Annotated in this window: 22 protein-coding genes; 2 read left to right on the forward strand and 20 right to left on the reverse strand. The window is 50.7% G+C overall.

Annotation, left to right across the window (positions count from 1 at the left end):
* Window positions 1–2: 2 nt before the first annotated feature.
* The 7 genes from MKX98_RS29655 to MKX98_RS29685 all read right to left on the reverse strand — a co-directional run bounded on the left by MKX98_RS29655 (window position 3) and on the right by MKX98_RS29685 (window position 7,214).
* Complete coding sequence (locus MKX98_RS29655; protein ID WP_339219971.1) at window positions 3–1,181, reverse strand: DUF1343 domain-containing protein; 1,179 nt, start codon at window positions 1,179–1,181, stop codon at window positions 3–5.
* Window positions 1,178–1,873: a hypothetical protein gene (locus MKX98_RS29660; protein ID WP_339219974.1), complete on the reverse strand. Its 696-nt coding sequence runs from the start codon at window positions 1,871–1,873 to the stop codon at window positions 1,178–1,180. Before MKX98_RS29660 ends, MKX98_RS29655 begins: the two co-directional genes overlap by 4 nt.
* Before the next feature lie 26 nt (window positions 1,874–1,899).
* Window positions 1,900–3,006, reverse strand: coding sequence for a sn-glycerol-3-phosphate ABC transporter ATP-binding protein UgpC (ugpC, locus tag MKX98_RS29665; RefSeq protein ID WP_339219976.1), 1,107 nt, complete (start codon window positions 3,004–3,006; stop codon window positions 1,900–1,902).
* A gap of 14 nt (window positions 3,007–3,020) precedes the next feature.
* Window positions 3,021–3,854 carry a carbohydrate ABC transporter permease gene (locus MKX98_RS29670; protein WP_009590118.1) on the reverse strand — a complete coding sequence of 278 codons (834 nt, stop codon included), beginning with the start codon at window positions 3,852–3,854 and terminating at the stop codon, window positions 3,021–3,023.
* A 33-nt stretch (window positions 3,855–3,887) separates the two neighbouring features.
* Entirely contained in the window at window positions 3,888–4,805 is a 918-nt protein-coding gene (locus MKX98_RS29675) for a sugar ABC transporter permease (RefSeq protein WP_071219698.1), read from the reverse strand.
* Between the two features lie 131 nt (window positions 4,806–4,936).
* Window positions 4,937–6,331, reverse strand: a complete 1,395-nt coding sequence (locus tag MKX98_RS29680) for an extracellular solute-binding protein (protein ID WP_100541423.1) — start codon at window positions 6,329–6,331, stop codon at window positions 4,937–4,939.
* Window positions 6,332–6,377: 46 nt separating this feature from the next.
* The gene (locus MKX98_RS29685; protein WP_036643553.1) at window positions 6,378–7,214 is read right to left on the reverse strand and encodes a MurR/RpiR family transcriptional regulator; all 837 of its coding nucleotides are present in this window, start codon (window positions 7,212–7,214) and stop codon (window positions 6,378–6,380) included.
* 225 nt (window positions 7,215–7,439) lie between these two features.
* On the opposite strand from MKX98_RS29685, the gene MKX98_RS29690 reads away from it, so the two are divergent.
* Window positions 7,440–8,396 (forward strand): BadF/BadG/BcrA/BcrD ATPase family protein, encoded by a 957-nt coding sequence (locus tag MKX98_RS29690; RefSeq protein WP_194544648.1) that lies wholly within the window; start codon window positions 7,440–7,442, stop codon window positions 8,394–8,396.
* Window positions 8,397–8,447: 51 nt separating this feature from the next.
* A complete protein-coding gene (murQ, locus tag MKX98_RS29695; protein WP_339219982.1) occupies window positions 8,448–9,359 on the forward strand; it encodes an N-acetylmuramic acid 6-phosphate etherase in 912 nt (303 codons plus the stop codon).
* A 237-nt stretch (window positions 9,360–9,596) separates the two neighbouring features.
* Here the strand turns inward: murQ and MKX98_RS29700 are convergent, their stop codons facing one another.
* The 13 genes from MKX98_RS29700 to MKX98_RS29760 all read right to left on the reverse strand — a co-directional run bounded on the left by MKX98_RS29700 (window position 9,597) and on the right by MKX98_RS29760 (window position 25,659).
* The gene (locus MKX98_RS29700; protein ID WP_339219984.1) at window positions 9,597–10,463 is read right to left on the reverse strand and encodes an SDR family oxidoreductase; all 867 of its coding nucleotides are present in this window, start codon (window positions 10,461–10,463) and stop codon (window positions 9,597–9,599) included.
* Between the two features lie 679 nt (window positions 10,464–11,142).
* On the reverse strand, window positions 11,143–12,105 hold the full coding sequence (locus tag MKX98_RS29705) for an MraY family glycosyltransferase (RefSeq protein ID WP_339219986.1): 963 nt from the start codon (window positions 12,103–12,105) through the stop codon (window positions 11,143–11,145).
* Window positions 12,106–12,624: 519 nt separating this feature from the next.
* Window positions 12,625–13,926, reverse strand: a complete 1,302-nt coding sequence (locus MKX98_RS29710) for a pyrimidine-nucleoside phosphorylase (RefSeq protein WP_339219989.1) — start codon at window positions 13,924–13,926, stop codon at window positions 12,625–12,627.
* 181 nt (window positions 13,927–14,107) lie between these two features.
* On the reverse strand, window positions 14,108–14,815 hold the full coding sequence (deoD, locus tag MKX98_RS29715; protein ID WP_194544652.1) for a purine-nucleoside phosphorylase: 708 nt from the start codon (window positions 14,813–14,815) through the stop codon (window positions 14,108–14,110).
* Between the two features lie 23 nt (window positions 14,816–14,838).
* Window positions 14,839–16,017 (reverse strand): phosphopentomutase, encoded by a 1,179-nt coding sequence (deoB, locus tag MKX98_RS29720; protein ID WP_339219991.1) that lies wholly within the window; start codon window positions 16,015–16,017, stop codon window positions 14,839–14,841.
* Between the two features lie 84 nt (window positions 16,018–16,101).
* Window positions 16,102–17,280, reverse strand: coding sequence for a NupC/NupG family nucleoside CNT transporter (locus MKX98_RS29725; RefSeq protein WP_339219994.1), 1,179 nt, complete (start codon window positions 17,278–17,280; stop codon window positions 16,102–16,104).
* 79 nt (window positions 17,281–17,359) lie between these two features.
* Window positions 17,360–18,025 (reverse strand): deoxyribose-phosphate aldolase, encoded by a 666-nt coding sequence (gene deoC / locus MKX98_RS29730; protein WP_071219707.1) that lies wholly within the window; start codon window positions 18,023–18,025, stop codon window positions 17,360–17,362.
* 390 nt (window positions 18,026–18,415) lie between these two features.
* Entirely contained in the window at window positions 18,416–19,351 is a 936-nt protein-coding gene (locus tag MKX98_RS29735) for a sugar-binding transcriptional regulator (RefSeq protein ID WP_113059480.1), read from the reverse strand.
* A 141-nt stretch (window positions 19,352–19,492) separates the two neighbouring features.
* The gene (locus MKX98_RS29740; RefSeq protein WP_339219997.1) at window positions 19,493–20,350 is read right to left on the reverse strand and encodes a protein phosphatase 2C domain-containing protein; all 858 of its coding nucleotides are present in this window, start codon (window positions 20,348–20,350) and stop codon (window positions 19,493–19,495) included.
* Window positions 20,351–20,416: 66 nt separating this feature from the next.
* The gene (locus tag MKX98_RS29745) at window positions 20,417–21,673 is read right to left on the reverse strand and encodes an extracellular solute-binding protein (RefSeq protein WP_339219999.1); all 1,257 of its coding nucleotides are present in this window, start codon (window positions 21,671–21,673) and stop codon (window positions 20,417–20,419) included.
* A 77-nt stretch (window positions 21,674–21,750) separates the two neighbouring features.
* Complete coding sequence (locus MKX98_RS29750; RefSeq protein WP_339220000.1) at window positions 21,751–23,442, reverse strand: iron ABC transporter permease; 1,692 nt, start codon at window positions 23,440–23,442, stop codon at window positions 21,751–21,753.
* The gene (locus tag MKX98_RS29755) at window positions 23,426–24,532 is read right to left on the reverse strand and encodes an ABC transporter ATP-binding protein (RefSeq protein ID WP_339220001.1); all 1,107 of its coding nucleotides are present in this window, start codon (window positions 24,530–24,532) and stop codon (window positions 23,426–23,428) included. Before MKX98_RS29755 ends, MKX98_RS29750 begins: the two co-directional genes overlap by 17 nt.
* Window positions 24,533–24,594: 62 nt before the next feature.
* Complete coding sequence (locus MKX98_RS29760; protein ID WP_339220003.1) at window positions 24,595–25,659, reverse strand: ABC transporter substrate-binding protein; 1,065 nt, start codon at window positions 25,657–25,659, stop codon at window positions 24,595–24,597.
* Window positions 25,660–25,816: the final 157 nt, after the last annotated feature.

The raw sequence follows: 25,816 nt of genomic DNA on the forward strand, positions 1-25,816 counted from the left end.
TTTTACGCCTCCCCGTACAGCAGATAAGGAGCCCGCATCGTTCTCCACTGCTCCGCATCCTTGCCCCACTCGGCAATCATGCGCTGAAGTCCGGCTTCTTCGTGGGTATGCCGTCGAACTTCCTCGCTGCCCGTCAGCAAATCAATAAAGTACCGATTACGTCCTTCCGGTGGGCTAAGCCACTGGAACTGATCCGGGTACATCCGGCTGACCAGGTGCAGCAGCACAAGCCCTGTGCGCACAGCCTCCACTTCTGCCGGATGAGTGACAAAGAGCATCACCCCGCCGCAGCCTTCGCCCTGATGCTTCGAGAAGGTAGGCGTCATGTACATGGAATGGGCATGAACGCCTGTCAGTCCGTACGCGTTGAACGCCTTCGCCAGCTCTTCGCCATTGACCCATGGAGCGCCGATCCATTCAAACGGCCGGGTCGTCCCCCTGCCTTCCGAAAGATTGGTCCCTTCGAAGAAGCAGGTCCCGCTGTACAGCCGTACCGTATCCATCGTGGGTATGTTCGGCGACGGCAGTACCCACGGCAGGCCCGTGTCGGTATATTCCATACCGCGCGTCCAGCCTTCGAGCCCAATAACATCCAGATCGCAGCCTGTTCCCCGCATGTCATTGGCCATGCACGCGAATTCGCCGATGGTCATCCCGGTGCTAATCGGAATCTGCCATCCGCCCACCATGGATTCATATCCCTGCTTAAGGAAACCTCCTTCAACTCGCTTGCCGCCCAGCGGATTCGGCCGATCCAGGACAAGCAGGCTCTTTCCATGCTCGGCGCAGGCCTCCATGACGTACAGCAGCGTTGTCATATACGTATAAAAACGCACCCCAAGGTCTTGTATATCGAAGATGACCGTATCCACGTCCTTCAGCATGTCGGCGTCCGGTTTACGCCGTGAGCCATACAGGCTGTACACCGGCACGCCGAATACCGGGTCCACTTCATCATCGACGTGCTTTCCTGCCTGCAGCTGGCCGCGCAGCCCGTGCTCGCAAGCGAATAAAGCCGTCAATTCCGATTCGGGCAAACCTGCAATCACCTCGATAGATGAACGAAAATCCGACGTGAGCCCCGTCGGATTCGTAATGACGCCAAGGCGACGACCCGTGATTTTCTCATGCTTGATGTCCGGCAGCACATCAATTCCGCTTCGTACGTTACCTCTTGTCATATGCTTACACCTCCTGCTTTCGAGGCTACGACACCGTCCTCCGCCGGTTTGGCCTCTTCCGGATTCAGTACATTATACGTAACCTTATGCTGGTATATGGCCCACATGCCGTTAAACAAAAATCCGAAGCCAACGACCGTAACCATCAGAGGAATCGCAACGCAGAAGGCTTGAAAGCATGCGCCCAGCGTATATGCCGGAAACTTCAGGAACAGCTTCACGCTGTGGGCCATAGCCTTGAAGATGCCCATCCCTTCCTGAATGACAAGCTGAAAGGTGTAGAATTGGGAGATGAGCGCCATGATAACAAAATAGGTCTGGAACACGCCAATCGCAAGATAGCCGATTCCCTCTTTGCCCCCGTAGTACCACCAGGTGGACCACAAGATGAGCACCATCACCACGAAGAAGAAACCCATGACTACCGCAGGTCCAAATCCCTTAAGCGCACCTTGAAACACATCCTTGAGTCTCGACTTGCCCTGTTCCGTTCTGCGGTGATATGCATAACAAACCCCGTAAAACAACGGCATGTACAGAACCGGCAGCAGCACCAGCGCCGTCCATAGCGGAACGAACATAACCACCGTAACGAGCACCAGCGAGGTAATCATGCTGTATAAGGCCACCGCCGTAATCTCACGGTAAATCTCAACCCCGGTCTTCTTCAACACATCATTCAGCTTGCGCATAGCTTTCCTCTCCTCTTCGTGGTTGTTTACCAATCGATACGCTGCTCCGTCTCAGGATCGAAGAAATGCACTTTATCGAAATTGAAAATGAAGGTTTTGTCCATGCCCGGATAACCCGTCGTTTCCGGGTGAACCTTCGCCGTAACCGTCCGGTTCCCTACGCGGAAGTACACCAGATTCTCCGAACCCAAATGTTCGACGACCTGGACCTTCGTGGAGTACTTGTAATCCAGATTGGTTGTGCCCGGCATATCCTCACCCGTAATATGCTCAGGGCGGATCCCCAGGATAAGGTGCCCGTTATCGTATTTGCTCAGCGCACCCGCCATCGAATCCGGGATGGCAAATGTGCCGCCTTCCATACGGAGCACGTTCCCTTCCTTCTGCACATCGATGAAGTTCATCGGCGGGGAGCCGATAAAGCCAGCTACGAACATGTTTTGCGGATTCGCATACAGCTCGGTAGGAGATGCGATCTGCTGGATAATTCCGTTGTTCATCACGACGATCCGCTCACCGAGCGTCATCGCTTCAACCTGATCATGCGTGACGTATACAATGGTGGCTTCCAGGCGCTTGTGCAGCTCGGACAGTTCCACCCGCATCTGCACGCGAAGCTTCGCATCCAGGTTCGACAGCGGCTCGTCAAACAGGAACACCTGCGGATCGCGCACGATGGCCCGCCCTACCGCAACGCGCTGACGCTGTCCGCCGGACAGCTCGCGCGGCTTTCGATCAATCATCGACTCCAGTCCGAGAATGGCGGCTGCCTGCGATACCTTTTGCTCAATATAAGCCTTGGGCTTCTTCAGGTTCTTTAAGCCGAAGGAGAGATTCTCGCGAATGGTCATATGGGGATACAGCGCATAGTCCTGAAACACCATCGCGATATCACGATCTTTCGGGTGAAGATTGTTTACCACTCTGTCGCCGATGATGATATCCCCGGACGTTTGGCGCTCCAGCCCGGCAATCATGCGCAGGGAAGTGGTTTTGCCGCAGCCGGAAGGACCGACGAAAACAACGAACTCTTTATCATGGATCACAAAGTCCGACCCCGCTACAGCGGTAAACGTCCCTTTGTTGTCGTCTACAAATTCTTTTCGTATATTACGGAATTCTACGCGTGCCATAACTTTGCCTCCTTCTAGCCTTTAACGGCTCCAATGGTGATGCCTTGCAGGAAATAGCGCTGAAGCGAGAAGAACAGGATCATCATCGGCAGTGCCGCGACGGTTGCTCCAGCCATAAGTGCGCCGAAATCGGTCGTGTCCGCATAAACGAAGGAAGCAAGACCGACCTGAATCGTCCTCATTTCCGTCGAGTTGGTCACGAGGAAGGGCCAGAAGAAATCGTTCCATGATGCAACGAACGTGAATATCGCAAGCACGGCGAGACCCGGTTTTGCCATCGGAAGAATAACCTTCCAGAAGATGCCGAATTCGCCGCAAGCGTCGATGCGCGCCGCATGAATCAAAGAGGTAGGCAGCGATGACATGTACTGCTTCATCAAGAAGATGTTGCCCACGCTTACAATGCCGGGAAGAAGAATAGCCGTATATGTATTCCCGAGATCAAACACGTCAATCATCAAAATATAGAGCGGAATCAGCGTCACCTGCGCCGGGATCATCATCGTACTGAGCAAAATCCAGAATACCGCTTTGTTCCCCGGAAACTTCAGCTTCGCAAAAGCATAACCTGCGAGCGAAGCCAGGAATACGTTGGTCACCGTCAGGATGGATGAGATCAATAAGGAGTTAAAGAGCCACCTCATGACGTCGGTTTTGCCAAAAAAACGCTCGTACGGGGCTACGGAGAATACCTCCGGTATCATTTTCGGGATAAACGATGCCGCTGACTTGGTGTCCTGCACAGAACCGATCAGCATCCAGTACATCGGAATGATCGTCAGAACGCTCCATACCACCAGGATGACCGAAGCCACAATCAGCATGATCACTTTTGATCTTGATTTCATAGGTGCACCCCCTTTTAGCTTCAGAAATAAACGTTAGTACTCCACGTCGGACGAGAAGTACTTGAACTGAATGATGGAAATGACAATAATCAATGCAGCGAGTACAAAAGATTGCGCTGCCGCGAGTCCAAACTCGTAGAAGTTGAACGCCGTGCTGTAAATCAGATAGGCGATCGTTGTCGTCGCGAAATTCGGTCCGCCCTGCGTCATCAGGTACACCGAGATAAACACCTGGAAGGATGTTATGACGCCCGTCACCAGGAGGTATAATGTGGTTGGTTTCATCAGCGGCCACGTAATGCGCCAGAATTTGGACCAGCCGCTGGCATGGTCGATGTCCGCGGCTTCATAGAGCGATTTGGGAATCCCGCCCATGGCGGCCAGATAGAGAATAATACCTGCACCATGCGAACCGAGCCAGTTCATCAAAATGAGTGAGAAGAGCGCGGTGTTCGATTTACCGAGCCATATGACCGGGTCCAATCCGAACAAACCGATAAAACGATTCAACAGCCCGGCATGCGTCGGGTCGTAAATCGCAAGCCACACAACCGAAATGGTGACGCCGGAAGCAACGGCCGGCAGGTACATTGTAGCCTTGAAGAACGTTTGCCATTTGTTCTTCATCTGAAAAATAAAAAAGGATAACGCATACGTAATGACAATGTTGACCGGAACCGTGCCGATCGTGAATATGACTGTATTCTTCATGGATTTCCAGAACACTTCATCCTGTACCATCCGTGTGTAGTTGTCCGTTCCAATCCATTCGGAGCCCATTACGCTGTATTCCTGGAAGCTCATCAGAAAAGCCGAGGCGACAGGGTAAAGCGTAAATATCAAGAACAACAAGACTGGGGCCAGAATGAATAAATACGCCCATCCATATTCGCGTAGGTACCCCTTCATGGGGGGACGTGATGGCCGGGCTTGCGCCGGGGCAGTCTGCATTTGATTTCCTCCTTTGCGCACAGGTGAAGTATTTTCATGAAGCCCTTATAGAGCCTTTAGCGATTGGTTTAAAAAGGGAGTGCCCCGATCGTTCCTGCTAAGGACAACGGGACACCCCCTTATAACTTCAATTACTGTCCTAAAATTTGTTTGCCTTTGTCCTTGAAGTCTTGTGCGATCTGCTCCGGCGTCTTCTCACCCGAGAACAGCGCTTGGATATTCGGCTTCACCACTTGCTCCTTAAACTTCTTCTGATTACCTGAAGCTTCTGCATCAAGGTTCAGAGTCACCGGAATTTCCTTGAAGTTTGCGAAAATTTCCGCTGCCTTAATTGTAGATTCCGTACCGAGTCCTTTACCTTCATAAAACTCCGCCTGGGATTTACGTACGAAAGGCAATACCAATTCGTTGGCGGAATTACCGGCTTTCGCCCCGCTCAATCCTTCCATGATCAGGAATGTGTTCTTTGCATGCTCTTCGCCTTTATCCTTCTTCTGCTTGAACGCTACATAACCTTCACCAAACATGGATGTCTTCCGCTCAGCCCCGTCATTATGCGGAACCGGCAGCAGAACGAAGTCGATTTTCGCGCCTTGGACCGTACCGCTGTCAATATCCTTCGCACGGTTCTGCAGCATCACGTCATAGTAAGGGATCGCCTTGGACACGATCGCGGCTTCCTCGGCGTAGAACAGGTCCATCCGTTTTGCCGGCGTAATCGCGGCAGTCTCGGCAGGCAGATGACCGGCTTTCATCAGATCCGACACGAAGGTCATCGTATCCAGAATCCGTTCGTCGTTCCATTGGAACTCGCCTTTATCGTTCAATACGTCCGGCATGCCGTTGCTGCGCGTCAGCATTTCCATGAAGTCCAGCGAAGTGCCGTCCGTTACGAGCGCATATTGCGTATTGCCATTAGGAAGCTTCTTGGTCAACTTCTCGGCAGCTGCCTTGAACTCGGTCCAGGTCCAGCCGTTCTCTTGAATGGCCTTCCAGTCGATTCCCGCTTCTTCGAGGATCTTCTTGTTGCCGCCCCAAGCCCAAAGGGATTGGTACAGCGGAAGCCCATACTGCTTGCCCTGGATTTGACCCAGCTCAAGCGTTCCCGGCAGGTAGTCGTTTTTGATCTCGTCCGTAATATAAGGGGTCAGTTCCAGTGCCAGGCCTGTATCTACATAAGCGCCATCCACCGCGTGGAAGTAAAGATCAGGCGGGTTACCGGCATTCAGGGCCACGTCGAACTTCTTCGGACCTTCAGCCCAGGAGAGCACTTCGGTTTGGACCGTAATATGCGGATATTTTTCTTTCAGATCCGCTACATGCTCTTTCAACTCATCTTCGTATTTACCATGTACCGGATAAGTCCAGACGACAACCGTATCCTGCTTCGGTGCGGCTTCACCATTTCCTTCCGAAGTGGTTCCTGTTCCGCCTTCCGGAGTCTTCGCCCCGCCGGAACCGCCGCAAGCTGCGGTAAACACGAGCATTAAAGAAGCCAACAATGTAAGCCAACCTTTTTTCTTCATGTACTACTCCCCTTATCATTTATATATTTGTGGTTTTCGCTATGAACTACAACCGCTTGATCGCTTGCCGGCTCTCATCCAGGTATTTCACTGAATTCTCGTAATTCCGGCTGGCGACGCCAAGATATAAAATATCGATAAGATTAAGCTGCGTAATACGAGAGGACATCGCGCCACTGCGAATCTCGTTCTCCGTGGAGGAAGTGTACAAGGGAATGTCCACCGATCGGCTCAGGGTAGAATCGCCGTATTTGGTAATGCCAATCGTCTTGCATCCCTTCTCCTTCGCAATCGCTGCTGCGCGGATTACTTCATCCGTTTCACCGGAGTAGGAAATGCATACGGCCGCATCATCTGGAGTCAGCAGCACCGCCGAGGTGAGCTGAACATGAGGGTCCGGAAAAGATATGCATACCTTATTAATCCGCAAAAATTTCTGTTGGGCATCCATCCCGATCAGATTTGAAGCCCCTACCCCGAACATAAAAATTCGCTTCGACTGATCGAGGGCCAGAACGGCCTCTTCCACCTTCCCTTCCTCCATAATCTTCATCGTATCCCGAATCGATTGAATGTTGTTGTTCGAGACGTTCTGTATAATTGCAGAAATGCTGTCATTGGGCCGGATATCCTGATACCCGGTGGCTAATGGCTCCTGCAAGTCTCCGGCTACCTTCAGCTTCAGATCCTGATAGCCTTTGAAACCCATCGTTTTGCACAGGCGTACAATGGCAGCCTGACTGGAACCGCTTCGGACTGCAAGATCCGCGACCGACATCTGTATCATCTCTGCCGGTTCCTGCAAAATGAAGGCTGCAACTTTGCGCTCGGACGGATTTAATGAATCATACACCTCACGCAATCGAACCAATCCGCCGTTCATTTCTTGCCCCCCTTTACAAATCATCCTCTGACGGTCACTACTATGTAATATTACTTTACACATCTTGAATGAAAGCATGACTGGTATCGCTTTCAACATCAGTGGATTGAGTTCATTATAAATTGTATGAAATTATATTTCAATACTTAATTAATGATTTAAAATTTTATTTTACAACACTTCGGTTTTCTCCTATACTGGATATAGAAAGCGAAGTGGTTCAATATGGAAATTTTTATCGGTGTTGATGGTGGCGGTACCAAGACTGAAGCAACCGTTATCAATAGCGCTGGAGAAGTGTTGTCCCGGTATACCGGAGGTTCCACCAATCCTTATATTGTAACCTTTAATAAAGCGATGGAGGAACTCCGAACGGTGTTGGATGGGCTTCTGGCACCTCTTTTTGATAAGTCATTATTATTCACATCAATATGTCTTGGAATGTCAGGTGTGAGCTCTGCAGATGAACGACGCCAAGTTCAGTCTTTCCTTCATTCCTATCTCCAGCAGCGGCAGCTCTCGATGCATATTTACATGCGCTCGGAAGCCGAAATTTCATTAATGGCCGTACTGGAACGACAGTATGGAATCCTTGCGATCTCGGGAACCGGATCCAATACCTACGCTATAACCAAATCGGGAGACATTCACCGCGTCGGTGGCTGGGGACATCTTCTTGGAGACGAAGGCAGCGGTTATCAGATCGGACTTCAAACTCTGAAAACCGTCATTAAGAGCCATGAGGGCATTTTGCCACCCACCATCATGAGCAGCCTGATTGTTGCAGCCTATCCTCTCCAGCATATTACCGATCTCAAATCTTACATTTACCAGCCCGCTATAACGAAACAGGATATCGCTTCCTTCGCCCGCTGCTGCATAGAAGCAGCCGAAGCCGGTGATGAAGCGGCAGACCGTATCCTCCGGCAGCAGGCAGCAGAACTGGCCGATACAACAAGCGCTCTCATCAGGCAGCAAGCTGAATTCGCTGAGAGTGAACTCGTGCGGATCGGCTCGATCTTCAAACATTCGCCATTGTTTCGGGAAACGTACGCCGGCATTCTGCTATCGCGTTATCCCCGCCTCCGGTTCCCTGAAGGAAATCGTGAACGTACACCCGCCCATGGTGCGGCTCTGTTAGCCTGCAAGCTATTTACAGACGGCGTCTCTGACTTGCTGTAGCTTTACATCAGTGCCCGTCCATATTCCAAGGCAAAAAAGGAGACCTGTCTCATGACGAATATTCTAAGTCAATTGACAACCGAACAGCCTCATGAAAATACGCAGAACATTGATCAGTTGAGCTCAGAACAAATTATGATCCTCATCAATAGCGAGGATAGCCTGATCACTGATGCGATCCGCGAGCTTATTCCTCTTATAGCCAGAGCTGCAGATCTCGTCGTGGAAGCTTTCCAGAAGGGCGGCAGATTGTTCTATATAGGTGCCGGAACCAGCGGCCGAATCGGGATTCTGGACGCCTCCGAGTGTCCGCCTACCTACGGAACAGACCCTTCCATGGTGCAGGGATTGATCGCAGGTGGTTTCAGAGCCGTGAAGGAAGCTATCGAAGGTGCCGAGGATAGCGAAGAGTTAGGTGAACAGGATATCAATGAAAACGGTATCAACGAAAAGGATGTTGTCATCGGCATCGCTGCAAGCGGCCGAACACCCTACGTTCTTGGGGCGATGAGACGCGCCAAGGAGCGTGGAGCCGTTGTCATCGGACTCTGTAATAACTACGAATCGCCGATGCATCAGTACGCGGATTTTGTAATTGAAGCTGTTGTCGGACCCGAAGTAATTATGGGCTCCACGCGCATGAAGGCCGGTACTTCGCAAAAGCTGATTCTGAACATGCTGACAACGACCGCCATGATTCGAATCGGCAAGGTGTACAAAAACCTGATGGTCGACCTCAACCCGTCCAATAACAAGCTTGTGCACCGCGCCAAACGCATCATTACCCTGGCAACCGGAGCATCAGAGGATGCTGTGGAGAAGGCGTACCATGAAGCCGGCGCCCACGTCAAAACCGCTATCGTGATGCTGCTGGCTAATGTCAGTGCCGCGGAAGCGTCCAAACTGCTTGACGGTACCAGCGGATTTGTGCGCAGCGCCATCGATATGAAAACGACGAAGTAATTTCAGGTGTGAGCTTCTACGGCCTATGATGAACATCTAACGTAAAATGAAACGGGATATCCTCAGATCATGTTGATCTGGAGATATCCCGTTTATTCGTTCGCCACTATACTTGTAGTCGTCACCATACTGTAGGCCGATTGGTCTCGTCGTTCCTCATTGTCCGTTCATGCCCTTATCGGATCATTTCAGTTATAACCTCAACTCGTGGAGCCGGACCTTTTGGAACGCGTAAATTCATCGACCCTGGTCCGACTTCCATCCTACCTGTTGTTCACTCCACTCCCACAGACGAGCGGCCAGCTTCGGATCCCTTGCCTTCTCGGTGATTTTGGCCGGTTTGCATTTGACGTAGTATTCCCCCGTCACATGCTCCACTTCAGGACTTGAAGCCAAGTATATCGTTGTCCGAGCTCCTTCAAGGGGCGTTAAGAAGAACGGGCGAAGCATCTTGTGAACCGCATTGCCAAAGCCTGTATCCCTGTTTACGCCAATGCTGGTGCTGACGGCGCCAGGATGGAGCGTATTGACCGTGACCCTTGTCGGCTGCAGCCGACGCGCCAGCTCCTTCGTGAATAGAATATTCGCCAATTTGGACTGCGCGTACCCTTTGGCCACATTAAATCCCTTATCGAGATTAGGGTCATCAAAATGGATGCTGCCCACTTTATGCGCGCCAGAGGATACGTTCACGATCCTCCCCTGCCGGGCATGCTGAAGAGGCTCCAGCAGTTCGTTCGTCAGCAAAAAATGCCCCAGATGATTGACCCCCATCATGGCCTCATATCCGTCCTGCGTCATTTCCCGCTTGATGGTGACCACACCCGCGTTGTTCACCAATACATCGAGTCTGTCATATTTGGCCTTAAAGTCGGAAGCAAACGCTCTGATGCTATCAAAAGACCCCAAATCCAGCGTCATCAGCTCGATGTTCGAGCTGCCGCTCTCCTGCAACGCTTGCCGAAGAGCCGCTTCGCCCCTCGATTGACTACGACAAGCCATGATCACATGCGCTCCGCTTTTTGCCAGCTCCACTGTCGCAGCCAAACCCATGCCGGAGTTCGCCCCTGTTATCATGACGATTTTGCCTGTCATATCATTCATGCGCAACCTCCTGTTCGTACCCTTCTACCATTGTAATAAGAAAAACGACTATCGACGTACTTTCTCAGGAGACAGACCGCTTTTAGCGGAAGTTTTTCTTGCGATATCAGGAAGGTCCATGCTTCGAAGTTTATACTTTCTGATATCTAAAGAAAAACGACTATCGACGTACTTTCTCAGGAGACAGACCGCTTTTAGCGGAAGTTTTTCTTGCGATATCAGGAAGGTCCATGCTTCGAAGTTTATACTTTCTGATATCTAAAGAAAAACGAATATCGACGTACTTTCTCAGGAGACAGACCGCTTTTAGCGGAAGTTTTTCTTGCGATATCAGGAAGGTCCATGCTTCGAAGTTTATACTTTCTGATATCTAAAGAAAAACGACTATCGACGTACTTTCTCGGAAGACAGACCGCATTTAGCGGAAGTTTTTCTTGCGATATCAGGAAGGTCCATGCTTCGAATTTTATACTTTCTGATATCTAAAGAAAAACGAATATCGACGTACTTTCTCAGAAGACTGACCACATTTAGCGGAAGTTTTTCTTGCGAGATAAGGAGGGTAAGCCTCTGAAGTTTATACTTTCTTATCTCTAAAAAAAAGCCCCGCCACCAACATCCATTTGGAGACGAGACTTCAATAACGCACCGGAAAAAGCTTATGTCAGGCTTATACGCCTCAGGCGGCGCCATTCATGGCAAGTATGATGGCAGCCAGACCGAAACAGAGATTCAGCAAGCACAGAAATACCAATGTCTGCTTCTGATTGAGCCCTGTTGCCAGCAAACGATAATGCGCCTGCGATGCATCGGCCTGATAGATCGGCTTGGACTGAAGCATTCTTCGGATGACCACAATGATATTATCGAAGATCGGTACGCCCAGTGCGAAGATCGGAACGAATAAGGACGCCAGAGTTGCACCTTTAAACGCACCATCCAGGGCAATGATCCCGAGTATGAACCCGAGGAAGGTTGCACCGGCATCCCCCATAAACACTCGGGCCGGCGGCTTATTATATCGTAAATATCCCAGCGCAGCACCTACAAGAATGACGGCCAGCAGCGCGGATTCGCCTCTGCCCAGCGTAATCGCAACAACAAACAGCGTGCCTCCGGATATGGCGGAGAGCCCTCCAGCAAGACCGTCGATGCCATCCGAGAAATTAATAACTGTCGTTACACCAAAAATCCACAAAATCGTTAAGATGAGCTGCAGCCATTCCGGCAGGTTAATATACTGACCCGTAAACGGATTGTTGAATCCTTCAAACGCGATGCCATAGCTGTATACAACAACGGCTGCGCTGACCTGTACAATGAGCTTCGGCAGCGAAGCCAGCTCCTTGCCCTGGGACTTATACCAATCATCCACAAGTCCGATGCCAAGAATAAGAGCACTACCGATAAAGATGCCTACCGCTTCCCTTGAAATGGCGCCGGTAAGCGCAAAATAGGTGATAAAAAACCCGATAAATATGGCGACCCCCGCTGTCAGCGGTATCGGCTCGCGGTGTATTTTCCGCTCGCTGTCCGGTCTTGGCTTGTCCACGAAATCAAGCTTGATCGCAAGTTTACGAAATGGCGGAATCAGTACCAATACCAGCACAATGGATATGACAAACGCTGCAAAATAGAGCATGGTTTCCTCCCAATAAATGATGAATAATGGAGAACATTGCATTCTAAGTATATGACTTATATCGAACTCTATCAACCTATCAAAAGAAAAAGACTGCCGCATCAGTAGAATTTCTACTTAGCAGCAGCCCTCCCGGACTCACAGGTTATGACTCCTTCTTCACCGCAAGTCCAATGATCATAACGATAAGTGCCAGCAAAGCAATCAACTGATCGATGGTCATGGCCAAAAGCCTCCTTCAAGCAGGATGGCTCTTGCCCGGGCTACACATCTCCCTCTCCCGTTAAATGCCTTACGTTTTCCCCACTACCATCTTATGAGGACTCCCACCCGTTTTATGACGGGGACCGCCAAAAGAACCTGCCCCCGTTCATAAAACGCGGGAAGGCAGGTTGTATCGGCATAGCTTGAAAAATGACCACGGATATGGTGATGAGATGAGCTATTCGCACGGAGCAGCAGCGCTCATCCCGATGCTCCCCGTGTTCCGAATAGGACTCGCTACGTATTAGGCTTCCCTTATTCCGTCACGATGTCATAAATCAATACAGGCGCATCCGCATGATCTGCAATCCGAATGCTTTCATACAGCTTCTGCTTCACGTCATCCACGTTCTCGCGGTTAGCATGAATGGTTACAAGGGAATCACCCTTCTTCACGGCATCGCCGACCTTCTTGTTCAGCATCAGGCCTACAGCCAGATCAATCTCGGATTCCTTCGTCGCGCGGCCGGCTCCAAGCAGCATCGCTGCGGTACCGATCTCATCCGCTACCAGCTCGGCGACAACGCCGTCCTGCCGTGCAGGAAGCTCAATGAGATATTGTGCCTTCGGCAAACGGTCCGGATGATCCACCACGGACGGGTCTCCGCCCTGGTTCTGAATGAATTCCTTGAACTTCTCCAGTGCCTTGCCGTTGCGGATAACCTCTCTGAGCTTCTCTTCGGCATCTTCAAGCGAATCTGCCTTCTGCGCAAGGTAAACCATCTGCCGGCCCAGAGCCAGGCACAGCTCCTCCAGATCCTTTGGTCCCTCGCCGCGAAGTGCATCAATCGCTTCCTGCACCTCCAGCGAGTTGCCAATCGCGGCGCCAAGCGGCTGGCTCATATCGGAGATGACTGCCATCGTTTTGCGGCCTACGTTGTTGCCGATGCTGACCATGGCGTGTGCCAATTCCTTGGCATCCTCCACCGTTTTCATGAACGCGCCTGCGCCGGTTTTAACGTCCAACACAATCGCATCCGAGCCAGCGGCGATCTTCTTGCTCATGATGGAGCTGGCAATCAGCGGAATGGAGTTGACGGTAGCCGTCACATCCCGGAGTGCGTACAGTTTTTTGTCCGCCGGCGTGAGGTTTCCGGTTTGGCCGATGACGGCGATTTTATGTTGATTCACAAGGTTCACAAATTCGTCTTTGCTGATCTCCACATGGAATCCTTCGATGGACTCCAGCTTGTCGATCGTTCCTCCGGTATGACCGAGGCCGCGTCCGGACATCTTCGCTACCGGAATATCCAGAGCCGCTACGAGCGGAGCCAGTACAAGCGTCGTCGTGTCGCCTACGCCCCCGGTGGAATGCTTATCGACCTTGATCCCCTCAATTGCGGACAGATCAATCGTTTCGCCGGAGTTTACCATCGCCATCGTCAAGTCCGCCCGCTCCCGGTCGGACATGTCCTGGAAATATATCGCCATGTTCATGGCGCTCACCTGATAGTCGGGAATGTCTCCCTTGGTATATCCGTCGATAAAGAAATTGATCTCTTCTGTTGTCAGTTCCTTGCCGTCGCGTTTCTTCGCAATTAAATCAACCATTCTCATCGTACATTCTCCTTACTGTTTGCGATGATTGTATTCCTTCCACGGGCATCACTACGAATGCGGATCCGATCGCTGTTGCCCTCAGATTCCTTATATTGTTAATATTGTTGGAATCCCTGGGGCAAAGGCGACCGCTTCGCTTCTCCAAAACAAACCCGCTTTCTTCGTCGGGGCAGTTTCCTTACAGCGAAATCGCCGTATCCAGAGCCACTTCCATCATCTCGTTAAACGTCGTTTGCCGCTCCTCGGAAGAAGTCTCTTCCCCTGTGAGCAAATGATCGCTTACGGTCAGGATCGTCAGGGCGTTCACGCCGAAACGTGCGGCAATCGTGTAGAGCGCCGTTGTCTCCATTTCCACGCCGAGCACGCCATGCTGCATCAGCTTCTCCACCACGGATTTGTCCTCGCGGTAGAACACATCGGACGTGAACACGTTGCCGACATGCATCTTCAGGCCTTTCTCCTTGCCGCGCTCATACGCGCCCAGCAGCAGCGGGAAGCTGGCGATCGGGGAGAAATCATAACCGTTAAAGTGGTGACGGTTCATGCCGGAATCCGAGCACGCCGCCTGTGCCAGAATGACGTCGCGTACATGAACATGCTCCTGCATCGCGCCGCAGGTTCCGACACGGAACAAGTTTTTCACGCCATAATCCCGAATGAGTTCATTGACATAAATCCCGATGGAAGGCACGCCCATGCCCGAACCTTGCACGGAGATGCGTTTTCCTTTGTAGGTTCCCGTAAATCCGAGCATGCCCCGCACTTCGTTGTAGCAGGTCACATCCTCCAAATACGTCTCGGCAATAAATTTAGCCCGCAGCGGGTCGCCTGGCAGCAGAATCGACTCGGCGATATCTCCCGGTTTCGCTCCAATATGTGTACTCATGTCCCATTCCTCCACTTATTCGATTATTTCAAATCATTCAAAAAGCTGGTTCCGTGCTCCGGCAGCTTCACGCCGAAGTTGTCGGCAACCGTGGCGCCAATGTCGGCAAAGGTTTTGCGAAGCGGCAGCTCCTTGCCTTCCGTAAAGCGAGGAGAATATACGAGCAGCGGCACGTATTCACGCGTATGGTCCGTGCCCTTGTAGGTAGGATCATTCCCGTGGTCGGCTGTGATGATCAGAAGATCATTCTCCGTCATTTTCTCAAATACCTCGGGGAGGCGCTGATCGTAATCCTCCAACGCTTGGCCATATCCTTGCGGATCGCGCCGATGTCCGTACACGGCATCGAAATCCACGAGGTTCAGGAAGCTCAGACCCTTGAAGGATTCACCCAGGGTTTGAACCATTTTATCCATGCCGTCCATATTCGATACGGTTCTGACCGCCTTCGTAATGCCTTCGCCATCATAAATGTCGGAGATTTTTCCGAGGGCGATGACGTCAAGACCAGCATCTTTCATCTCGTTCATCGTGGTACGTCCGAAAGGCTTCAAGGCATAGTCATGCCGATTCGCCGTACGCTTGAAGCTCCCCACCTCGCCTATGAAAGGACGGGCGATGATCCGGCCAAGCATGTAAGGATCCTCCAGCGTGATTTCGCGGCAGAACTCGCAGATTTCGTACAGCTCTTTCAGTGGAACGATATCCTCATGCGCAGCGATTTGAAGCACGGAATCCGCAGAGGTATAAATGATCAGCGCTCCCGTTTTTACATGCTCTTCGCCAAGCTCTTCGATAATCTCCGTTCCGCTGGCCGGCTTGTTGCCGATGACCTTGCGTCCGGTCTTCTCTTCAATGCGCTGGATCAGCTCGTCCGGAAACCCGTCCGGGAATACGCGGAATGGCGTATCAATATACAAGCCCATGATCTCCCAGTGGCCTGTCATGGTGTCTTTGCCATTCGAAGCTTCCTGCATCTTCGTATAGTAAGCCCGAGGTTGATCCGCAGCAGGGATTCCCTCGATTTCCCGAATGTTGGACAGACCGAGCGCAGCCATATTCGGCATGTTGAGCCCGCCGCATTCGCGGGCAATATGACCCAGCGTGTCGGATCCGATATCGTCAAAATCAGCCGCATCCGGTGCTTCGCCGATACCTACAGAGTCCAATACAATTAAATGAATTCGATCAAAACGTTCCATATCCAAGTGATCCCCCTCATATAATGAGTTTTTACATCAAAACTATCCATAAGGCTCGCTTGTTGTTATCCTTCCATGCCTTGCTTACAGGAACAGTCCCGCAATCGTTGCCGACAGCACGCTCACCAGCGTTGCGCCGTACAGCAGCTTGAGGCCGAAACGGGCAACCACGTTCCCCTGCTTCTCGTTCAGGCCTTTGACCGCGCCGGCAATGATGCCGATTGAGGAGAAGTTGGCAAAGGACACCAGGAATACCGATACGATTCCCACAGTGCGTTCGGACATATCCGTGAAGTTGGCCAGGTCTAGCATCGCTACGAACTCGTTCGATACCAGCTTCGTAGCCATGATGCTGCCTGCATCCACTGCCTCTTTCCAAGGTACGCCCATGACAAAAGCAAATGGGGCAAAAATGAATCCCAACAGCTCTTGGAAGGTAATCCCGAAAATGATATCAAAGATGCCGTTGATCATCGCAATCAACGCAACGAAACCGAGGAGCATCGCAGCAACGGTAATCGCTACCTTGAAGCCGTCCATGATGTATTCACCCAGCATCTCGAAGAAGGATTGCTTCTCTTCCTCCTGCACCTCCAGGATATCCTCTTCCTTCTCTACCTTGTAAGGGTTGACGATGGAAGCGATGATAAATCCGCCAAACAGGTTAAGCACAAGCGCGGTCACCACATACCGCGGCTCGATCATGGTCATGTATGCCCCGACGATCGACATCGATACGGTGGACATGGCGGAAGCACACAATGTATACATCCGATGCTTCGGAATGAGGGCAATCTGTTTTTTTACCGAAATAAACACCTCGGATTGCCCCAGAATCGCGGAAGCTACCGCATTGTAAGACTCCAGCTTGCCCATGCCGTTGACTTTACTCAAGACGAGACCGATATATCTTACGATAAACGGCAGTACCTTAATATATTGAAGTATACCAATCAATGCGGAAATAAACACGATCGGCAGCAGGACGTTCAAGAAGAACGGACCATCACCTTCAATGGCAAAGCCGCCAAATACAAACCCGATTCCTGCTCCGGCGTAATCAAGCAACGCTTTAAACGTATTCGCTATCCCCTTAACAAGATACTCGCCGACATTGGTGTTCAGCAGGATAAACCCAAGGATCAGCTGCAGCACAACCATGACAGCCAGCGGGCGATAACGAATGTTGCGCTTATCATTGCTGATAAGGAACGCAAGACCGAATACGACCAGCAAACCTAGTATGGCGATTATAAATTTCATCGTCGTTGTTCCCCCATAGATGATTTTTTGATATGAGTCGGCTACCGAATCATCGAAAACCGGATATTTGCAACATCATTTAGTAGGAAGAGCTGGATTGACCGCCCTCCATAATTTTCACGCCGGAGCTGGCACCGATACGCGTTGCGCCCGCTTCGATCATGCGGTCCATATCTTCCTTGCTGCGCACGCCGCCGGAAGCCTTCACGCCGGTGTTCTCGCCAACGGTTTTGCGCATCAAGGCTACGTCTTCCGGTGTGGCTCCGCCCGTGGAGAACCCTGTTGACGTCTTCACAAAATCCGCTCCCGCTTTCACGGACAGCTGGCACGCACGTACCTTCTCTTCTTCTGTCAGAAGGCTTGTCTCAATAATAACCTTGACCAGGGCTTTGCCCTTTGCTGCATCCACTACAGCCTGAATATCGTTCAGCACAAGCTCATCGTTACGATCTTTGAGCGCACCGATGTTAATGACCATATCAACCTCCGTTGCCCCGTTAGCGATTGCATCCTTCGCTTCAAAAGCCTTTACTGCGGATGTCGTAGCTCCCAGAGGGAAACCGATGACCGTGCATACTTTGACGTTGGTGTCCGCTAGCTGCTCAGCACAGTAGGATACCCAAGTCGGGTTCACGCAAACCGAAGCAAATCCGTACTTTTTGGCCTCTTCCGTAATTTTCGCAATCTCGGCTTGGGTTGCATCCGCCTTCAAGAGCGTGTGGTCGATCATTCCTGCTATATTCATCTGGTTAAAACACTCCTTAATCTGTTTTTTTAGTGATTTGTAAAAGCGCTATCATAACACTTAATCCTTTAGACGGGACCATCATATCACAGCCTTGAACACATGTAAAACACATATTGAAAATATGTTCATTCCGATTTATGGCAATGATATTTATCATTGTTAACTAAAACGACAAGCCCTCATTCAGGAATAATCTAACAATTCCCTCCGTTTACTATGCTCTATACCCGATCAGGGTAAACAGAAACAAAGAATCGGCCTCCTATTAAGCAAGGGTCATCAATTATCTGCGCACAAAAAACACCCCGTCCAGGTAAGTTTGAAGCCGTAACCGGTTCGAATCTCCCTGAACGAGGTGCTGTAAATTTTGACAATATGTCAAACTTTTTATGATAACAAAGCTTGCGCCGTAAACTGGTCCGTCACCAGGATGTTTGCATATTTGCCGATTAGCGCGGCTCGAATGGCATCTACCTTACGCTGCCCGCCTGCCACGAGAATGGATTGCTCCTTGTGGCGCAAATCTTCCAAATCGATGCCCACTGTACGGTTGTTAATATCCTCGCTGCACACCGTGCCCTCCGCATCAAAAAACCGGGAGCAAATATCGCCCGCGCCGATCCGCTGCAGCAGCTTCTGTTCCTCCTTGCTAAGATAGCCAAGTCTGAACAGGAGCGCATCCTCATGAACGGTACCCACCGTGAACATGGCGATGTTCGCTTGTTTGCCTAATTGGATAATCCGCTGGATATGCCGGTCCCTCTCCACCATCTCTTTCAGCTCGGTGGTGTCAAAGATGACGGGCAGCGGCAAATATCTCGCCATCGTGTGGTACGCCTCGGCAAACAGATTGACGATCTCTGCGGCATACGTGTTCACATGCGAATGACTGACGCCGCCCTTCAACTGCACGACCTCGACGCCCCGAACGGGCTTCTGCTGCAGCTGAAGCGCAACGGCATGCATGGTCGTTCCCCAGGTCACGCCGATGATGTCGGCATCCTGGACCGTTTCATGCAGGTAATCGGCTGCCCTTTTGCTGATATGCTTCTGGATTTCACGGTATTCATTAATGGGAGAATAACTCACCAGCACCTGTTCCAGGCCGTACTTCTTCTTTACTCCTTCGCCCAAAGCGTCCAGGTCCTCAAGAGGGTCCACGATGCTGATCTGCACGTAGCCCTGCTCCTTGGCATGCTGAAGAAGCCTGGAGACCGTAGGCCGTGAAACGCCGAGCCTTGTCGCGATATCCTGCTGGCTGTAATCCGACATATAATACAATCTTGCCGCCTCAATGCTAAGGCGCTGTTTATCCTGATCCATGATCCAACCCACTTTTATTATGTCGTAATCGAATTGGGTTCATTATAACTTGATCTGACACAAAATTCGATAGCGTGTTGGAGCTGGCGTATATCTTTAATTAAGGTGATCCTTTACGGTAGTTCAATCCTGCCCACACTTTCATCCCAGTCTGATCAAAACAGCCGATTTATCGTCGGACAATTTAAATCGTGGATAGGTAACACATTCCGGATCGCTATGTTCCAGCGCCACCAGCCAATCGGCATACTCTTTCAGTCCCCGCGACTTAATATTGCGGAACAAAATTTCCTCGGAGGTCCGTCTGCCCCCATTCACCAATTTTTCGGGATAATAGAGTCCATCGGTATGCAGCAGCAGCTCCTCAAGCTGAATCCGGTTAATCTTGCCGTATTCAATAAAATCCTCCGCGTCCGAGCGTCCGTTCAGAACGGAGTAGCCTCTGGCCGTATTCATTTTTTCTTTATTTTTGAGAATCCGGGGCTTCACCAACTCCCATAACTGATCCTTCGACTGGACTCCGGCCAGGATAGCCTGTTCCCAGATTAGCTTGGATTCATAATCTATATGCGCCACATGGTCCCGGGTCACCATGCGAACGGACCCGTCAGCATAGGCACCCATAATCATACAGTCGCCTGATTGAGCATATTCGATATAGTGGTCGGTAATCCGGATCACTGCAATTCCCGCCGTCCATAACTGATCCTTGGAATCGGTCGGTATGCCGTGCGCCTGCATTTCCACTCCCAATATGCGATTGGCCTCACGGGTCAACTGCTCCAGATCACGCTTTTCTTCCGGTGAAATCTGCTCAAAGTATCGCTTTAACAACTGCGAGGCAATCCGTCCGCCAGTCTCCCCTTGTGAGCCTCGAAACGGCATCAATGAAGTGGCCCCGTCTATAACGCCGTATATCTGCAACTGATCGTTGTTAACAAGCGCATCCTCGTTCCAGATACCGCTCCCCTGTATCGACAAATTTTGCACTTTCATCATGTTTCCATATCCCTCCTACGGAACTCCCCCGCATATGATCTCGTTCTCCAATCTCTGTATGACAGGTCAGGGAAGAAGGGGCAGCAGATCGGCCGCCTTCCGCTCCAGATCCGGCCTAAGCTCTATCTCCAAGGCTTTCAGTGTTTCATCGATTCGGTTCCAACGTCTGTAATCGTCAGACGAAGGAGCAATCCCGTAGTAATTTCCGACCAACCGTAACAACATGTTATAATGGGTCCCCTCCGCTGTTTGCCGCGCCAGCGAATCCAGGCTATCTTGACGGATCGGCATATAGCCTGTCGCATCCAGCAAAGTGTCCTGTATATAAGGGGAAGCGATGTGGTTAACAAGCTCCTGCGCCAGTTCTATGTTGCCTCCCCCGGCAAGCACGGCGAAAGCGCTAAAGCCCGGCGAGACTCCTTTGTCCACTGCTCCCGGCAGAGGAACTGCGCCATAATTGAACTTGCCTGCAATATACTTATCCATCCAATGCATATGTTGCGAGCTTGATATCAAAAGCAGAATCTGTCCGTCCATGAATTCACTCAGAGCCAGTCGGTGCTCCAGAGGAAACATCATACCGGAATCAAACACCAGCCTGTTCCATGCCCTGAGAAGCTCAAGCAGCCGCTCTTCCCTCTCCTCTTCTGCCGGATGGCCCCACATATTCAAAAAAACAAAGGCCAAATTTTCATCCACCGCCATTACCTGTTTCCATTTGATGGACGCATTGCGATGGTTCAGACCTCTCACCCAACCTGAAATCTCTGCATTTAATTGCTCGAGATCCGCAAATTCCAGTTCTCTCTGAAAACTCGCGTTCCGGAGCTTGTCTTGATTATAGTAAAGTACCGGAATCGATGCACCAGCAGGCATCGCCCACAGCTTACCTTGAAACGTGAACGCATTGCGGGCCGAAGCCGTTAGGTCCCTTGTCTCGCCGAGCAGTTCGATGGTCTCCAACGCTCCGCCTTCTACCCATTCCGCCAGACCGTAGGCATTGTTCAATTCCGCAATTTGCGGAGCCCGTCCTGCCGAGATGGCAGCCGACAATTCCGAATGCAGCGCCTCATACGATTGGAAGGTGCGAACATTCATCTCCACTTCATGATTACGAGCCTGCAAGGACTTGAATATCGGTTCCCATTCACTGCTGTAAATCCAGCATTCCATTCGCTCGATTTCCTTGATCCTCTGCTCCGGCGGATGCCCGAGCCGCTGGAAATAAGTCGAGTAGACGACCAGACTTCCGACAATAATCAGTACAAAGGCAATCCAGATCAGCCCATTCTTGCTCCAAATCCGATTTTTCCGCTCCAGCATGAACCCCTCCCTTTTTTACATTATAAAAGGAAGCAAGATTGAAGGAGAACTACCAATTGAGCATCGCAAGCCATTAGTTACAAGGACAAACCCTTGCTGCCCGACAACTTATTCGCAATCAGCAGCGATATAAACGTAGTGACCGTAAGAATAGAAGCAAGTGCGGCCCCGGTGCCATAATTGGAGGTGAAAACCTCACTGTAGATCGTGACGGATATGGTGGCCGTTGCTCCATAATACAGAACAAGCGTGGAACTTAATTCATTAATCGTTGTAATCCAGCTGAGGATAGCTCCGGATATAACGCCTGGTGCCATCAGCCGACCCGTCGTTTTGAAGAAAGTATTCATCGGCGGTACGCCAAGGCTGATCGAAGCCTCTTCAACGCTTCGGTCCAGCTGGTGAAGAACCGCCGTACTCGACCTGATGGTGTACGGGATTTTGCGTACCACGTAGGCAATGACAAGGATGATCCATGTTCCGGTCAGCACTATCGGCGGCTTGTTAAAGGCAATGATCATACTTATACCGAGCACGGTGCCCGGCATGATATAGGGAATCATGATGATGCCGTCGATAAAAGCCGTGAATTTGGACCTTCGGCGTACGAGAATATAGGCGATGAGCATGCCCGCAATAACCATGACGATGATGGACAACACAGAATAAGAGTACGTATTCATGATCGCTTTGGGCACACGGAAGAACACTTCTTTATAGCTGTCTAGACTGAATCCGCTATGGAATACCGGTCCCTTTTTCGCAAGGAAGGAGGTCACAAGTACGGTCAGCTGGGGTAAAATGGATATACAGGCTGGAATAAATGCCAGTACGGTCAATAGAACCTTCGGCATCCGCTTCAGCTTCTTCACCGTCGGCGTTCGCATGCCGGTCATGGAATAATTTTTGCGGGATACAAAATACCGCTGACCAAATAAAACGGCCGTTGAGAAAAAGATCATGACCACACTCAGCGTGCTGGCCATTGCGGGATTGCCGCCCATCTCACTGATAAACTGCTCATAGGCCAGAATCGGCAGCACTTTGTAGCCCTGCCCAAGCAGCATTGGCGTGCCGAAATCGGCAAATGAAGCCATAAACACCATCAGTGCCCCTGCCGACAGAGTAGGAAATATGAGCGGCAGCGTCACGGTTCGTAAACGATTCCATGCTGTCATTCCCAGACTCTCGGATGCTTCTTCCAACGAAGTATCGATCGTCTTGAGCGCACCGGATACATACAGGAAAATATGAGGGTAGAATTGCAGAGCAAATACGATGACAATCCCGTGCCAGCCGTAGATAGAAGGAATATCAATCCCCAACTCCCGGATGAACCTCGTAACAAATCCGTTATTTCCCATCAACAAAATCCAGGAATACGCTCCGATAAATGGCGGAGATAGCAGAGACATAATAACCATCATCTGCATCAAGCCTTTGCATTTGATGTCGTACCTTGTTGCGATGTAGGCTAGTGGGGTGCCGATCAGGATCGCCAGCACTGTAGCCAACGCGGATACAAGAAAGCTGTTCAGCAGAGCCTGATGGTAATACTTGAGCTGAAAGAAATCCAGGTAGTTCTGCAGGGTTATGCTCCCGTCCTTGCCGATAAAGCTATTTAACAGCAGGGACACCAACGGGTAAACAATGAACACCAGCATGAAGATATACACACATACGGTTACAAACGTCCAGAAATCCCATCTTCTGAGCAGAAGGCGCTGTCGAACGGTCGGAGACCCGACGGGCTTAAGCTTCGCCTGCACGATAGATCACCTCCAGGCCAACGCTGTCATACATAACGGACCGTTGAAGCTGAAAATCCAGAAACAACCGTTGCTTCTCCTGAAACAGACTTAGTGTTTTGCCCGGATAATCATATACATCGATAAAAATTCCGTTCTCAAGCTTCATTAAGTAACTCACCTTATCGCCCAAGAAACTGACAGCTTGAACGGTTCCTTCAAAGGCAAATGAGGGGGATGGTTCCGCGCTGATCTGCACCTGGTCAGGACGAACTAAAAAAATCACTTTGCCTGAGTAAGATTGTTTGAGTGGCAGCCGCGTCTCTTTGCCGAGCAACCGTATTGTTCCGATTCCGTCGTCTCCTCCCGATTCAGAAGTGCAGGTTCCTTGCAAAAAGTTGGAAGTACCGATAAAATTGGCCACAAACTGATTCTGGGGGTATTGATAGATGTCCCTCGGAGAAGCGATCTGCTGAATGACTCCCTCGCTCAGCACTGCGATCCGGTCCGAAACGGCGAGCGCCTCTTCCTGATCATGCGTCACATAAATGGTGGTGATATTAAGCTCCTTTTGCAATTTACGGATATCGGTCCGCATTTTCACCCGGAGCTTGGCATCCAGATTGGACAGCGGCTCGTCCATTAGCAGCAGTGCGGGACGGATGACAATTGCTCTTGCCAGAGCAATCCGCTGCTGCTGTCCCCCGCTCATGTAACTGGGTATCCGGTCGCGAAGATGGGCTAGCTCCACCAGTTCCAGCGCTTCCATCACCCGGCTCTCGATGTCCCGTTTCGAAATTTTCCGGGCGCGGAGCCCGTAAGCCACATTGTCAAACACACTCAAATGGGGGAAGATCGCGTAATTCTGAAACACCATCCCGATATTGCGCTCATGGGTAGGCACATCATTAATGACTCGGCTGCCAAAATAGATATCCCCTTCCTCCTGTTTATAGAAGCCAGCAATCGTTCGGAGAAGAGTGGTTTTTCCACAGCCGCTCGGTCCCAGCAGTGTAAAAAACTCCCCTTCGTTTATTGAAAAATGCGCATCATTAACCGCCTTATTCTCTCCAAAGTATTTTGTAACATGATCGAATACCACTTGACTCATGAATGCCTCCATATCCGAGAGGACGACTGCCCACGGATCAGCCAGTCATCCCCCCTTGTGCTCTATTCCTTGCCCATCATAATATCGTTGAATCTGCTGATAACGGTTTCTTTGTTATCTGAAGCCCAGCTAAAGTCATAATCAACCAGTTCGATGTCCGCGGTCTGAGGCAGGCCTTCCACCGGGTCTACGTCATCGCGAACCGAGCGGCGCTTAAATTCCTTTTGCACCAGTTTCTGCACATCCTTGCTGACAATAAAATCAATAAACTGCTTCGCTTCATCCGGATTTTTGGTTCCTTTGATGATTGCAGCCCCATCAGGTACAGCCGAAGTGCCTTCGCTCGGATAAATAATGCCGATCTGCGATCCGCCTTCCATGTAACGCAGCGCAGCATCTTCCAGTGTGATGCCGAGAGCAAACTCACCGTCAGGTACGGCGCGTTGGACCAGACTGGAGCCCGACAAAATTTTGCCGTCCATATTGGCCACAAGCTTCTTGACATACTCCCACCCCTGCTCGTCGTCCTTACCGAAAGCCGTCAGCATGGTCACCAATTGCGTATAGGATGAGCCCGACTTGCCCGGATCGGCAAATGCAATCTGCCCTTTCCACTTCGGATCCAGCAGGTCCTCCCAAGATGCAGGCAGCTCATCCTCGGACACCAGCTCTTTGTTGTAAGTGATTACCATCGGGAGAGCGTTAAACGGTGTCCAATGGTTAGCCGGATCCAGATAGCCCGGGAAAATATCCCCCTTCTGGTTTGTTTGGTACGGCTCGAAATATTCACTAAATGACGCCAAGGAATCAGCTCCTCCTGCCCAAAAAATATCCCCGAGCGGATTGCCTGCCTCAGCCTGCACCCGCTTCAGCAATTCCCCTGTACCGCCGGAGATCAGATCGACGGATATACCTGTCCGATCCTGAAACTCTTTGATAATCGGGTTGTTGATTTCGGCTGCATTCGGCGAATAAATGGTCAGCTTTCCCTTACCCGCGCTGGAATTCGAATTGGAATTCGAGGAATCCGACTCCCCCTTGCCTTCGGTTGCAGGAGAGCCACAAGCTGTAATGATACCTAACAAAATGATCACACTGACGATTGCGGTAAGCCATCTTTTCACCATTATTTGTATCCCCCTTATTTGTGTGTTATTTTCCCTTCCACGACTTTACTATACCTGTCAGGCCTCCACCTCTCAACGAGACAAAATTGCATAAATGTTTAATTTTTTGCTTAATTGCGTGAATGTAAGCGTTCAAAAAAAGAAGGCCTTTAGCTTT

It is taken from the genome of Paenibacillus sp. FSL W7-1332, from assembly GCF_037969785.1.
GTDB lineage: Bacteria > Bacillota > Bacilli > Paenibacillales > Paenibacillaceae > Paenibacillus_AQ.

Bases quoted from the DNA above. Each gene is read 5' to 3' on its own strand.
- MKX98_RS29690 (WP_194544648.1), top strand. From the start codon at position 7,440: ATGGAAATTTTTATCGGTGTTGATGGTGGCGGTACCAAGACTGAAGCA.
- MKX98_RS29705 (WP_339219986.1), bottom strand. From the start codon at position 12,105: ATGCTCTATTTTGCAGCGTTTGTCATATCCATTGTGCTGGTATTGGTA.
- deoC (WP_071219707.1), bottom strand. From the start codon at position 18,025: ATGAATATAGCAGGAATGATCGACCACACGCTCTTGAAGGCGGATGCA.
- MKX98_RS29740 (WP_339219997.1), bottom strand. From the start codon at position 20,350: ATGATGAAAGTGCAAAATTTGTCGATACAGGGGAGCGGTATCTGGAAC.
- MKX98_RS29680 (WP_100541423.1), bottom strand. From the start codon at position 6,331: ATGAAGAAAAAAGGTTGGCTTACATTGTTGGCTTCTTTAATGCTCGTG.
- deoD (WP_194544652.1), bottom strand. From the start codon at position 14,815: ATGAGTACACATATTGGAGCGAAACCGGGAGATATCGCCGAGTCGATT.
- ugpC (WP_339219976.1), bottom strand. From the start codon at position 3,006: ATGGCACGCGTAGAATTCCGTAATATACGAAAAGAATTTGTAGACGAC.
- MKX98_RS29710 (WP_339219989.1), bottom strand. From the start codon at position 13,926: ATGAGAATGGTTGATTTAATTGCGAAGAAACGCGACGGCAAGGAACTG.
- MKX98_RS29760 (WP_339220003.1), bottom strand. From the start codon at position 25,659: ATGGTGAAAAGATGGCTTACCGCAATCGTCAGTGTGATCATTTTGTTA.
- MKX98_RS29660 (WP_339219974.1), bottom strand. From the start codon at position 1,873: ATGCGCAAGCTGAATGATGTGTTGAAGAAGACCGGGGTTGAGATTTAC.
- MKX98_RS29745 (WP_339219999.1), bottom strand. From the start codon at position 21,673: ATGCTGGAGCGGAAAAATCGGATTTGGAGCAAGAATGGGCTGATCTGG.
- MKX98_RS29725 (WP_339219994.1), bottom strand. From the start codon at position 17,280: ATGAAATTTATAATCGCCATACTAGGTTTGCTGGTCGTATTCGGTCTT.
- MKX98_RS29755 (WP_339220001.1), bottom strand. From the start codon at position 24,532: ATGAGTCAAGTGGTATTCGATCATGTTACAAAATACTTTGGAGAGAAT.
- MKX98_RS29685 (WP_036643553.1), bottom strand. From the start codon at position 7,214: ATGAACGGCGGATTGGTTCGATTGCGTGAGGTGTATGATTCATTAAAT.
- MKX98_RS29675 (WP_071219698.1), bottom strand. From the start codon at position 4,805: ATGCAGACTGCCCCGGCGCAAGCCCGGCCATCACGTCCCCCCATGAAG.
- MKX98_RS29670 (WP_009590118.1), bottom strand. From the start codon at position 3,854: ATGAAATCAAGATCAAAAGTGATCATGCTGATTGTGGCTTCGGTCATC.
- MKX98_RS29735 (WP_113059480.1), bottom strand. From the start codon at position 19,351: ATGGATCAGGATAAACAGCGCCTTAGCATTGAGGCGGCAAGATTGTAT.
- murQ (WP_339219982.1), top strand. From the start codon at position 8,448: ATGACGAATATTCTAAGTCAATTGACAACCGAACAGCCTCATGAAAAT.
- deoB (WP_339219991.1), bottom strand. From the start codon at position 16,017: ATGGAACGTTTTGATCGAATTCATTTAATTGTATTGGACTCTGTAGGT.
- MKX98_RS29700 (WP_339219984.1), bottom strand. From the start codon at position 10,463: ATGAATGATATGACAGGCAAAATCGTCATGATAACAGGGGCGAACTCC.
- MKX98_RS29655 (WP_339219971.1), bottom strand. From the start codon at position 1,181: ATGACAAGAGGTAACGTACGAAGCGGAATTGATGTGCTGCCGGACATC.